The sequence below is a fragment of the Nocardioides sp. LHD-245 genome (assembly GCF_030929495.1).
Classification (GTDB): domain Bacteria; phylum Actinomycetota; class Actinomycetes; order Propionibacteriales; family Nocardioidaceae; genus Nocardioides.
Window position 1 is genome coordinate 46,925 of the sequence record NZ_JAVFWN010000025.1, and the last position, 11,603, is coordinate 58,527.

General features: G+C 71.9%; 9 protein-coding genes. 5 read left to right on the plus strand and 4 right to left on the minus strand.

Features of this window, described 5'->3' with window-relative positions; genetic code table 11:
- Positions 1-12: 12 nt before the first annotated feature.
- A complete protein-coding gene (locus RB608_RS27340; RefSeq protein ID WP_308091262.1) occupies positions 13-1,611 on the plus strand; it encodes an ABC-F family ATP-binding cassette domain-containing protein in 1,599 nt (532 codons plus the stop codon).
- A gap of 36 nt (positions 1,612-1,647) precedes the next feature.
- On the opposite strand, the gene RB608_RS27345 is transcribed toward RB608_RS27340, so the two are convergent.
- Together RB608_RS27345 and RB608_RS27350 are read right to left on the minus strand one after the other, a co-directional pair.
- Entirely contained in the window at positions 1,648-4,182 is a 2,535-nt protein-coding gene (locus RB608_RS27345; RefSeq protein WP_308091263.1) for an FtsX-like permease family protein, read from the minus strand.
- A gap of 1 nt (position 4,183) precedes the next feature.
- The gene (locus RB608_RS27350) at positions 4,184-4,933 is read right to left on the minus strand and encodes an ABC transporter ATP-binding protein (protein ID WP_308091264.1); all 750 of its coding nucleotides are present in this window, start codon (positions 4,931-4,933) and stop codon (positions 4,184-4,186) included.
- Positions 4,934-5,024: 91 nt separating this feature from the next.
- Here RB608_RS27350 and glpK point away from each other — a divergent pair, with 91 nt between their 5' ends.
- The 3 genes from glpK to RB608_RS27365 are packed head-to-tail and all read left to right on the plus strand — an operon-like array spanning position 5,025 to position 9,066.
- Entirely contained in the window at positions 5,025-6,551 is a 1,527-nt protein-coding gene (glpK, locus tag RB608_RS27355) for a glycerol kinase GlpK (protein ID WP_308091265.1), read from the plus strand.
- Positions 6,548-8,305, plus strand: a complete 1,758-nt coding sequence (locus RB608_RS27360) for a glycerol-3-phosphate dehydrogenase/oxidase (protein ID WP_308091266.1) — start codon at positions 6,548-6,550, stop codon at positions 8,303-8,305. The genes glpK and RB608_RS27360 overlap by 4 nt, the downstream gene beginning before the upstream one ends.
- Complete coding sequence (locus RB608_RS27365; RefSeq protein ID WP_308091267.1) at positions 8,305-9,066, plus strand: SDR family oxidoreductase; 762 nt, start codon at positions 8,305-8,307, stop codon at positions 9,064-9,066. Before RB608_RS27360 ends, RB608_RS27365 begins: the two co-directional genes overlap by 1 nt.
- Here RB608_RS27365 and RB608_RS27370 read toward each other — a convergent pair.
- Positions 8,952-9,854 (minus strand): SURF1 family protein, encoded by a 903-nt coding sequence (locus RB608_RS27370; RefSeq protein ID WP_308091268.1) that lies wholly within the window; start codon positions 9,852-9,854, stop codon positions 8,952-8,954. The genes RB608_RS27365 and RB608_RS27370 overlap by 115 nt on opposite strands.
- A 43-nt stretch (positions 9,855-9,897) precedes the next feature.
- Here RB608_RS27370 and moaA point away from each other — a divergent pair, with 43 nt between their 5' ends.
- Complete coding sequence (gene moaA / locus RB608_RS27375) at positions 9,898-10,890, plus strand: GTP 3',8-cyclase MoaA (protein ID WP_308091269.1); 993 nt, start codon at positions 9,898-9,900, stop codon at positions 10,888-10,890.
- Positions 10,891-10,957: 67 nt separating this feature from the next.
- Here the strand turns inward: moaA and RB608_RS27380 are convergent, their stop codons facing one another.
- Entirely contained in the window at positions 10,958-11,482 is a 525-nt protein-coding gene (locus RB608_RS27380) for a DUF559 domain-containing protein (RefSeq protein WP_308091270.1), read from the minus strand.
- Between the last annotated feature and the right edge of the window lie 121 nt (positions 11,483-11,603).

Below are 11,603 nucleotides of genomic sequence, written 5' to 3' on the forward strand. Positions count from 1 at the left end.
GATCGTCGCGTCATGATCACCGTGCACCAGCTCGAGGTTCGCGTCGGTGCGCGACTCCTCATGGAGAACGTCAGCTTCCGCGTCGGCCCCGGCGACAAGGTCGGCCTGGTGGGCCGCAACGGCGCCGGAAAGACGACCCTGACGAAGGTCCTCGCCGGTGACGTACTGCCGGCCGGCGGGTCGGTCGCCAACAGCGGCGAGCTGGGCTACCTGCCCCAGGATCCCCGCGTGGGCGACCCCGAGGTCATCGTCCGCGACCGGATCCTGTCCGCGCGCGGGCTCGACGACGCCGTCCGCCGGATGCGCGCGGCCGAGATCGCGATGGCCTCCGACGACCCCACCGAGCGGGACAAGGCGTTCCGGCGCTTCCAGCGGGCGCAGGACGAGCTCGACGCCGGCGGCGGGTACGCCGCCGAGACCGAGGCGCTGCAGATCGCGCAGAGCCTCGGCATCCCCGACCGGCTCATGGATCAGCCGCTCGGCACCCTGTCGGGTGGCCAGCGGCGCCGGGTCGAGCTGGCGCGGATCCTCTTCTCCAGCGCCGAGGTCCTCATCCTCGACGAGCCGACCAACCATCTCGACGCCGACTCGATCACCTGGCTGCGGGACTGGATGAAGTCCTACAAGGGCGGCTTCATCGTGATCAGCCACGACAACGACCTGCTGGGCGAGACGGTCAACAAGGTCTTCCACCTCGACGCCAACCGCTCGGTGATCGACGTCTACAACATGGGCTGGAAGAACTACCTCACCCAACGCGAGACCGACGAGGCTCGCCGCAAGCGTGAGCTGATGAACGCCCAGAACAAGGCCAAGACGCTCACCGACCAGGCCAACAAGATGCGCGCCAAGGCCACCAAGGCCAGCGCCGCCCAGCAGATGCTCAAGCGCGCCGAGCGCCTGCTCGAGGGCGTCGAGGGGGAGCGGCAGACGGACAAGGTCGCGGCGATCAAGTTCCCGACCCCGGCCGCCTGCGGCAAGACCCCCTTGTCCGCCCACGACCTCTCGAAGTCGTACGGCGCGCTGGAGATCTTCACCGCCGTGGACCTGGCCATCGACAAGGGCTCCCGGGTGGTCATCCTCGGCCTCAACGGTGCCGGCAAGACCACGATGCTGCGCATCCTGGCCGGCGTCGACAAGGCCGACACGGGCGAGGTCGTCGCCGGACACGGCCTCAAGGTCGGCTACTACGCCCAGGAGCACGAGACCCTCGACGTCGGCCGCACGGTGCTGGAGAACATGCAGTCCAGCGCGCCCGAGCTCACCGACACCGAGGCGCGTTCCGTGCTCGGCTCCTTCCTCTTCTCCGGGGACGACGTCCACAAGCCCGCCGGGGTCCTCTCCGGCGGTGAGAAGACCCGGCTCGCGCTGGCGTCCCTGGTCGTGTCGGCGGCCAATGTGCTGCTCCTCGACGAGCCGACCAACAACCTCGACCCGGCCTCGCGCGAAGAGGTCCTCAACGCGATCCGTCGCTACGAGGGCGCGATCGTGCTGGTCACCCACGACGAGGGCGCTGTGCACGCGCTCGAGCCGGACCGGGTGCTCATCCTCCCCGACGGCGTCGAGGACCTGTGGAGCCCCGACTACGCCGACCTGGTCGCCCTCGCCTGAGCCGGGTACGACGCGGACGGGTCCACCCGTCGGAGTTCACTCGTTCGCGATCGCGTCCAGTACGTCGAGCCGCGCGGCCCGGATCGCCGGGATGACGGCGGCCAGGACGCCGACCACGATGGACACGACCAGGAACGCCACGAGCTGAGCGACGGGCAGCCCGAGGCTGGTCAGGTCCTCGGCGAGGGCGCGCTGCAGGAGGGTGCCGACGACGAGGCCCAGCGCCATGCCCAGAACCGCGCCGAGCACGGCGATCGTCACCGACTCGAGGGTCACCATCCGGCGGACCTTGGTGCGGCTCATCCCGACCGCGCGCAGCAGGCCGATCTCGCGGGTGCGCTCGATGACGCTGAGGCCGAGCGTGTTGACGATGCCGATCACGGCGATCACGATCGCGAGGGCGAGCAGCCCGTAGATGATGTAGAGCAGCTGGTTGACCTGGCCGCGGATCTGGTCGGCGAACTCCGTCTTGTCGTAGACGCCGACGATCGGCGCCGGGGTGGCTGCCGCGTCGACCTGGTCGTGGACGACCCGCGGATCGGCGCCGGGGGCCAGCAGGATCCCGAGCGAGGTGTCCTGGCGCAGTACGCCGGCCCCGGTCAGAGCGTCGAGCGGCACGGCGACCTCGGAGGTCACCTCGCTCTCCTCCACGATGCCGGCGACCTCGCCCCGCAGCCGCTGGGCGCCCGGGAAGGACAGGTCGAGAGGGTCGCCGACCGTGAGGTCGTGGTCCGCGGCGAAGCCCGTCGTCACGACGGCCCCGTCGCCGGAGGGATGGTCGGTGCCGGTCACGACGTCGAGGTCGAAGACGTCGGCGAAGCGGTCGTCGACGCCGGTCACGAAGACCGACTCGTCGTCGTACCGGGCGGACGTGAACTGCTGCCGGGTCATCACGCCGACCCCGTCGATCGTCGCGATCCGGTCGCCGATCTCGGTCGAGAACGGCAGGAAGGCCGGGCTCTGCACGAGCAGGTCGGCGGTGAACTGGTCGTCGACCACGTCGTCGATGGACGCGTTGAGGGACGCCGCCAGGACGCCGATGGTCGACACGAGGGCCAGGCCGATCATCAGTGCGGACGCCGTCGCGCCGGTACGCCGCGGGTCGCGCAGCGCATTCTCGCCGGCCAGGCGCCCGGTCGCCCCGAAGAGGCCGGCGAAGAGGGTACGACACCCGGCGAGCACCGGCCTGCCGATGACGGGGCTCAGCGCGGCCACGGTCAGGAGCCAGAGGACCGCACCGACGCCGATCCACAGGGCGTCGGAGTCCACGACGCCGTACGTCGCGAAACCGGCCCCGGCGGCCAGGACCAGGCCGCCGATGACCGTCCGGCGTCGCAGCGACGAGCCCTCCGAGGTGGCGTCGGCGCGCATGGCGGCGACCGGGGCGACCCGTCCGGCCCGGCGGGCCGGCAGGTACGCCGCGATCATGGTCACGCCGACGCCGACGACATAGCTGGTGAGGACGGTGTCGCCGGTCAGGTCGAGCGCCCGCCCGGCGATGTCCAGGCCGAAGGAACGGAACATCGCGGCCAGCCCCCGTGCCAGCAGCAGCCCGAGGCCGATCGCCAGGGTCGAGGACACCAGCGACAGCACGAAGGCCTCGACCAGCACCGAACGGGTCACCTGGCCGCGCGAGGCGCCGAGCGCGCGGAGCAGCGCCAGCTCGCGGCTGCGCTGGGCCACGAGGATGGAGAAGGTGTTGACGATGATGAAGCCGCCGACGAGGACGGCGATGATCGCGAACACGGTGAGGAAGATCGTGATGACGTCGAGGAAGCCGCCCACGGCGTCCTGCGAGTCCTTCGCCACCTGGGTCCCGGGCACCGCCTCGAACCCCGGCGGCAGGACCCGGTCGGCGGCCGCGACCAGTTCCTTCTGGGTGATGCCGTCGGCCGCGGTCAGGCTGATCCGGTTGAAGACGTCCCGGCCCTGGTAGAAGATCTCCTGCGCCTGGTGGGTGGAGAAGATCAGCAGCGTGGCGCCGGCCGTGCCGCCGCCGTTGAACTCCGCGATGCCGACGAGCCGCGCGGTGCGATCCAGGTCCCCGAACGGCGCGAGCAGCTTGACGTCGTCGCCGAGGTCGTAGCCGCCCGACTCGGCCGCCCGCTGGTCGAGGACGACGTCGCCGTCGGCGGTGGGCCAGCTGCCGCTCTTCAGGAGGAGGGCCTGCTCGCCCCGCATGTTGGGGCCGTCGTGGTAGTTGAAGGACAGCGTCGGGGCGCCGGTGCCGCCGACGAGGGTTCCGTCGCTGGCGAGCAGGTTGAGGCCGGCGCCGGCCACGTCGCCGTCGGCCCGGGCCACCTCCGGCAGGGCGGCCAGGCTCGCCACCACCTCCGGTGTCATCGCCTGCGCCGACTGCCCGCCGACGCCGCCGCTGAACTCGTCGGTGTCCTGGGCCCGGACGACGCCGTCGGGAGTGGAGCCGTTGATGATGCTGTCGAAGGTCGCCGACAGCGCGTTGCTGAACACGAGCACGCCGGCGAGGAACGCGACGCCGAGGACGATCGCCAGGCCGCTCATGAGCAGCCGCACCTTGCGCGCCAGGAGCGTGCGCAGGGTCAGTCGCAGCACGTCAGACCTGCCCGCGCACGGCCGCGGCCTGCAGCGCGGTCATGTGCTCGAGGATCTGCTCCCGGTCGGGGGAGCGGATCTCGTCGACGATCCGGCCGTCGGCCAGGAACACCACCCGGTCGCAGTACGACGCCGCGACGGGGTCGTGGGTGACCATCACGATGGTCTGGTCGAACTCGTCGACGCTGCGCCGCAGGAAGCCGAGGACCTCCGCACCCGACGTGCTGTCGAGGTTGCCGGTCGGCTCGTCGGCGAACACGATCGAGGGCTTGCTCACCAGGGCTCGGGCGCAGGCGACGCGCTGCTGCTGGCCGCCCGACATCTGGGAGGGCCGGTGCGTGAGTCGGTCCCGCAGCCCGACCGTGTCGACGACCGTGTCGAACCACTCCCGGTCGGGCTTGCGTCCGGCGAGGCTCAGGGGGAGCAGGATGTTCTCGCGCGCGGTCAGCGTCGGGACCAGGTTGAACGCCTGGAACACGAAGCCGACCTCCTCGCGCCGCAGGGTCGTGAGCGCCTTGTCGCGCAGCCCGGACAGGGTCACGTCGCCGATCCGGACGTCGCCCGACGTCGGCGTGTCGAGGGCGGCGAGGCAGTGCATGAGGGTCGACTTGCCCGACCCGGACGGCCCCATGATCGCCGTGAACTCACGGGCGGCGATGTCGAGGGAGACCCCGTCGAGGGCGCGGACCTCGGAGTCACCCGCGCCGTAGCGCTTCTGGAGGTCGATGGCGCGGGCGGCGACTGCTGGCATGCCTCTCACCCTAGGAGATCCCGCCCACAGGCGGCGGCGTCGCGGCATGCAGCAGGCGACACCTGTAGGCGGGATCTCTAGGGTGGTGGCCATGGCTGAGGCACGCTTCGTGGGGGCGATCGACCAAGGTACGACGAGCACCCGCTTCATGGTGTTCGACCACGACGGCTCCGAGATCGCCCGGCACCAGCTCGAGCACCAGCAGATCCTGCCCCGGGCCGGCTGGGTCGAGCACAACCCCGTCGAGATCTGGGAGCGCACCTCCGCGGTCGTGCAGACCGCGCTCGGCAAGGCACGTCTGGGCCCCGAGGACCTCGCCGCGATCGGGATCACCAACCAGCGCGAGACCACCATCGTGTGGGACCGCCGCACCGGCCGTCCGCTGCACAACGCGATCGTCTGGCAGGACACCCGCACCGACGTGATCGCCGCCGTCCTCGACCGGGACGGCCGCGGCGACGTGATCCGCCATCGCGCCGGCCTGCCCCCGGCGACGTACTTCTCCGGCGGCAAGCTGCAGTGGATCCTCGAGAACGTGACCGGGGCGCGCGAGGGCGCCGAGCGAGGCGACGTGATCTTCGGCACGCCCGACACCTGGGTGCTGTGGAACCTGACGGGCGGACCCGACGGCGGCGTGCACGTCACCGATGTCACCAACGCCGGCCGGACCATGCTGATGGACCTCGAGACCCTCGACTGGGACGACGAGCTGCTGGGCTTCTTCGGAGTGCCCCGGGCGATGCTGCCCGAGATCCGCGAGTCGTCGGCGACCACGCCGTACGGCGTCACGCGCGCCCGCGGCCCGTTCGGCGGCGAGGTGCCCATCACCGGCATCCTCGGCGACCAGCAGGCCGCGACGGTCGGCCAGGTCTGCTTCGCGCCGGGCGAGGCGAAGAACACCTACGGCACCGGCAACTTCATGCTGCTCAACACCGGCACCGAGATCGTCCGGTCCCGAGCGGGGCTGCTGACCACGCCGGCCTACCGGTTCGGCGACGCACCGTGCGTCTACGCCCTCGAGGGGTCCATCGCGGTCACCGGCTCGGCGGTGCAGTGGCTGCGTGACCAGCTCGGCATCATCAGCGGCGCGGCGGAGTCGGAGTCGCTGGCCCGCCAGGTCGACGACAACGGCGGCGTCTACTTCGTGCCCGCCTTCTCCGGGCTCTTCGCACCCTACTGGCGCTCCGACGCGCGCGGCGCGATCGTCGGGCTGTCGCGGTTCAACACCAACGCCCACGTGGCCCGGGCGACGCTCGAGGCGATCTGCTACCAGTCCCGAGACGTGATCGAGGCGATGTCGGCCGACTCCGGGGTCGAGCTCGAGGTGCTCAAGGTGGACGGCGGGGTGACCCTCAACGCCCTGTGCATGCAGATCCAGGCCGACGTCCTCGGCGTACCCGTGTCCCGGCCGATGGTGCCGGAGACGACGGCGCTGGGCGCGGCGTACGCGGCGGGGCTGGCGGTCGGCTACTGGCGCGACACCGACGAGCTGCGCCGCAACTGGCGCGAGGACGTCCGCTGGGAGCCGCGGTGGGACGAGGACCGCCGCGCCGCCGGGTACGCCCAATGGCAGAAGGCCGTGCAACGCACCCTCGACTGGGTGGAGGTGGGCCGATGAACCCCGCAGCGCTCTCTCCGCGCGCCCGCGGCGCCGCGCTCAAGCGGCTCGAGACGCAGCACCTCGACGTGCTCGTCATCGGTGGCGGCGTGGTCGGCTCCGGCGCCGCGCTCGACGCCGCCACCCGGGGCCTGACCGTCGGGCTCGTGGAGGCCCGCGACTTCGCCTCCGGCACCTCGAGCCGCAGCTCCAAGCTGATCCACGGCGGCCTGCGCTATCTGGAGATGCTCGACTTCCGGCTCGTCGCCGAGGCGCTCAAGGAGCGCGGCCTGCTCATGCAGCGGCTGGCTCCCCACCTGGTGCGCCCGGTGCCCTTCCTCTACCCGCTCACGGGCCTCGCGTGGGAGCGCTGGTACGCCGGCACCGGCGTCGCGATGTACGACGCCCTGTCGAAGGCGAGCGGCTACGGCGACGGACTGCCCCTGCACAAGCACCTCACCCGCCGTGGCGCCCGCAAGGCTTTCCCGTCGCTGCGCAAGGACGCGCTCGTCGGCGCGATCCGCTACTACGACGCGCAGGTCGACGACGCCCGGCACACGATGTTCCTGGCGCGCACCGCGGCGACGTACGGCGCGGCGGTGGCCTCGCGCACCCGGGTGCTCGGGCTGATCAAGGAGAGTGAGCGCGTCGTCGGCGCCGAGGTCGTCGACCTCGAGACCGGCCACCGCTTCGAGATCCGCGCCTCCCAGGTGATCAACGCGACCGGGGTGTGGACCGACGAGACGCAGGCCATGGCGCGCGAGCGCGGGCAGTTCAAGGTGCGGGCCAGCAAGGGCATCCACCTGGTCGTGCCGCGCGACCGGATCCGCGGCGAGACCGGTCTGATCCTGCGCACCGAGAAGTCGGTGCTCTTCGTGATCCCGTGGAAGCGGCACTGGATCATCGGCACCACCGACACCGACTGGGAGCTCTCCAAGGACCACCCGGCGGCGAGCAGCAGTGACATCGACTACCTCCTCGAGCACGTCAACCGGGTGCTCGAGGTACCGCTGACCCGCGACGACGTCGAGGGCGTGTACGCCGGCCTCCGCCCACTCCTCGCCGGCGAGTCCGAGGCGACCTCGAAGCTCTCCCGCGAGCACGCCGTGGCACACAGCGTGCCCGGCCTGGTCGTCGTCGCGGGCGGCAAGTACACGACCTACCGCGTGATGGCCGCCGACGCCGTCGACGAGGCGGTCCACGGCCTGGAGACCGTGCTGGGCCGCAAGGCGGGGGAGTGCGTGACCGAGCGGGTGCCGCTGGTCGGCGCCGACGGCTACCAGGCGCTGTGGAACCAGCGCCGGGCGCTCGCCGCCCAGTCCGGGCTGGCCATCAACCGCGTCGAGCACCTGCTGGAGCGTTACGGGTCGCTGGTGCTGGAGGTGCTCGACCTGATCGCCGCCGAGCCGGAGCTCGGAGAGCCGCTGCCCGGTGCGGAGGACTATCTCCGCGCCGAGGCGGTCTACGCCGTCACCCACGAAGGGGCGCGGCACCTCGACGACATCCTCACCCGGCGGCTGCGGGTCTCGTTCGAGACCTTCGACCGGGGGGCCGGCGCGGCGCCCCACGTCGCCGACCTGGTCCGCGGCCATCTGCGCTGGGACGCCGACCAGACCGAGCGCGAGGTGGACCACTACCTCAAGCGCGTCGAGGCCGAGCGCGAGAGCCAGCGGCAGCCGGACGACCACACGGCCGACGCCGCGCGCAAGGGCGCGCCCGACGTCGTACCGGTGTCGCGGATCGCCGAGGCGATCGAGTCGATGGAGGGCTCCTGATGGATCTGCAACTGAAGGACCGGGTCTACCTGCTCACGGGTGCCACCCGCGGCCTGGGCCGCGCGACCGCGGAGGCCCTGGTCGCCGACGGCGCGCGCGTCGTCGTGTCGGGACGCGACGCGGCGTCGGTCGCGGCGGCCGCGGCCGGACTCGGCGGCCCCGATCGCGCCCGCGGCGTGGTCGCCGACAACGCCGACCCCGGTACGCCGGCCGCACTGCTCGCCGCCGCGCGGGACGCCTGGGGGCGGGTGGACGGCGTCCTGATCAGCGTCGGCGGGCCGCCCCCGGGGCGGATCACCGCGATGACCGACGAGCAGTGGACGGCCGCGTTCGGCTCGGTCTTCCTGGGGGCGGTCCGGTTGGCCCGCGAGGTCGGGGCGGTGCTGGGGGAGGGCGGCTCGATCGCGTTCGTGCTGTCCACCAGCGTGCGCGAGCCGATCGTCGACCTGGCGATCTCCAACGGTCTGCGCCCCGGCCTGGCGATGGCGGCCAAGACCCTCGCCGACGAGCTCGGTCCGCGCGGGATCCGTGTCAACGGCCTGCTGCCGGGCCGGATCGGCACCGAGCGGATCGTCGAGCTCGACTCCGCCCAGGGCGACCCCGAGGCCGCTCGGGAGAGGGCGTCCGCGCAGATCCCGCTGCGGCGCTACGGCGTGCCGGAGGAGTTCGGCCGGGTGGCCGCGTTCGTGCTCTCGCCCGCGGCGTCGTACCTCTCCGGGGTGATGTTGCCCGTCGACGGCGGGGCGCTCCGGCCGCTCTGACGCGAGAACGGCCCCCCGGACCGGCGCTGGCCGCCCGTCCGCTGGCCGCGCGGCCCGAGCCTGCGCTCGTCCCACGCGAGGTAGAGGAAGCCGCCGAACGCGAGGACGCCGAAGAACCACCACTGCAGGCCGTAGAAGAAGTGCGGGCCCTCGTCGAGCTCGGGCAGCTGGACCGCAGCGAGCTCCTCGGCGGACGGCGGGTCCTCGGACTTCAGGGCGACGAAGCCCGTGTAGACCTCCCGGTCGATCGCCTCGCCGATCGGTCCGCTGGCGATCGCCCGGGTCGAGTGGTCGTCGACGTCGGTGCTCCGCCCGGTGCCGTCGGCCCGGACCCAGCCGGTGATGGTCACCTGCCCCGGCGGGGGAGCGGGGAGCGCGGCGCCCTTGATCAGAGGATCGTCGGTGCCGAACCAGCCCCGGTCGACCAGGAGCGTCGTACCGTACGCGGTGTCGAGGGGGACGACGACCTCGACCCCCGGATAGCCGTTGCGGGTGCGGTAGCGGACCACGACCGTGTCGTCGCGGTCGTACTCTCCGGTGGCCGTGACGACCCGCCACTCGTCGTCCTCGCGGACCTTCCGCCCCGGGGCGAGCACCTCGCTCACGTCGGCGGGGGCGCGGTCCTCGTTGGCCCGGACGACGGCGTTGCGGTCCTTGCGGTCCTCGAGGCGGCCGAACTGCCACTCGCCGAGCCACCAGGTCGCCCAGCCGACGACGATGATCGCCACGAAGAAGAGAACCCAGCGGCGACTGAGCAGGAAGCGCCACGAGGACAGCCAGGAGAACACGGCACCACGGTAGCCACGACCACGGCGGGCCTAGACTGATGGGGTGCAGCCTCTCCTCGACCAGCACGGGCGGACCGCCACGGACCTGCGGGTGTCGCTGACCGACCGCTGCAACCTGCGGTGCACCTACTGCATGCCACCCGAGGGCCTCGACTGGCTGCCGTCCGACGAACAGCTCACCGACGACGAGGTGGTCCGGCTGATCGGGGTCGCGGTCCAGCGGCTCGGCGTCGACGAGGTGCGGTTCACCGGCGGTGAGCCGCTCGTACGCCGCGGCCTGGTCGACATCGTGCGCCGCGTGCGCGCTCTCGACCCCGACGTCGAGATGTCGATCACGACCAACGCCCTCGGCCTGGCCCGGACCGCCCACGCGCTCGCCGAGGCGGGCCTGAGCCGCGCCAACGTCAGCCTCGACACCATCCGCAGCGAGACCTTCCACCAGATCACCCGACGCGACCGCTTCGCCGACGTGGTCGAGGGGCTCGCCGCGGCGGAGGCCGCCGGCCTGGGGCCGGTCAAGGTCAACGCGGTGCTGCTGCGCGGCGTCAACGACGACCAGGCGCCCGAGCTGCTGGCGTGGTGCCTGGAGCGGGGCTACCACCTGCGCTTCATCGAGCAGATGCCGCTCGACGCCCAGCACGGCTGGGACCGCGACGCGATGGTGACCGCAGACGAGATCCTGGCGTCGCTCTCCGCCGTGTTCCGGCTCGCGCCCGCGTCCGAGCCCCGGGGGAGCGCCCCCGCCGAGCTCTTCCTCGTCGACGGCGGCCCCGCCACGGTCGGCGTGATCGCGTCGGTCACCCGACCCTTCTGCGGCGACTGTGACCGGGTCCGGCTGACCGCCGACGGCCAGGTCCGCAACTGCCTCTTCGCCCGCTCCGAGTCCGACCTGCGACTCGCGATGCGCGCCGGCGCCGACGACGAGGAGCTCGCCGAGCGCTGGCGGGCCGCCATGTGGGGCAAGCTCCCCGGTCACGGCATCGACGACCCGACCTTCCTGCAGCCCGACCGCCCCATGTCCGCCATCGGTGGTTGAGTCGTCGGTTCTGACCCCTTGAGTCGTCACTTCTGACCCCTTGAGCCGGCGATCCTGATCAGACCTGTCACCACTTCGGCCAGCGGCGGTTCGTGTACGTCGCCGCAAGGGCTTGGTCGACAGCTCGGATCCATCGGTCCGTGGCCGGGCTGGTGAAGTCGCCGCGCTTGACGACGATCACCGTCCAGCCGTTCTCCCGCAGCCAGCGTCGCCGTTCCCGGTCGTTGCGCCGCTGCTGGTCGGTCAGGTCGTGGAAGTCCTCCCCGTCGTACTCCACGCATACCTTGGCGGATGGGTAGGCGAAGTCGAGTCGATAGGTCGGCACTCCGGCGACCTTGATCCACCATTGCGGCTCCGGTCGCGGGAACCCTTGATCGTGGAGCTCCAGTAGGACCCAGGCCTCGCGGTGCGACTCGACGCGCGGATCGACGAGCGCAGCGAGCTGACGACACTGGACCACTCCCCGACGGCGCCGGAAGCGGGCCACCTCGCGCAGCAGATGCCCGCGGGTAAGTCCGTGGAAGTTGAGTCCCCGATAGTGGTGTAGCGCGGTCGCCGAGTTCGTCCCGGTCGTGGACGTAGACGCGGCCACCGCGTGATCCTTCGAGTTCACCTCTCACAGCTCTCTCGAACGGACCATCACGATGACCGCTCCACACATTGTCGACCCTGCTGGCCTGCTCGGCGAAGCGCTGGCCGAAGCGTCGCCCGAT

Bases quoted from the DNA above. Each gene is read 5' to 3' on its own strand.
- RB608_RS27340 (WP_308091262.1), top strand. From the start codon at position 13: ATGATCACCGTGCACCAGCTCGAGGTTCGCGTCGGTGCGCGACTCCTC.
- RB608_RS27350 (WP_308091264.1), bottom strand. From the start codon at position 4,933: ATGCCAGCAGTCGCCGCCCGCGCCATCGACCTCCAGAAGCGCTACGGC.
- glpK (WP_308091265.1), top strand. From the start codon at position 5,025: ATGGCTGAGGCACGCTTCGTGGGGGCGATCGACCAAGGTACGACGAGC.
- RB608_RS27360 (WP_308091266.1), top strand. From the start codon at position 6,548: ATGAACCCCGCAGCGCTCTCTCCGCGCGCCCGCGGCGCCGCGCTCAAG.
- RB608_RS27365 (WP_308091267.1), top strand. From the start codon at position 8,305: ATGGATCTGCAACTGAAGGACCGGGTCTACCTGCTCACGGGTGCCACC.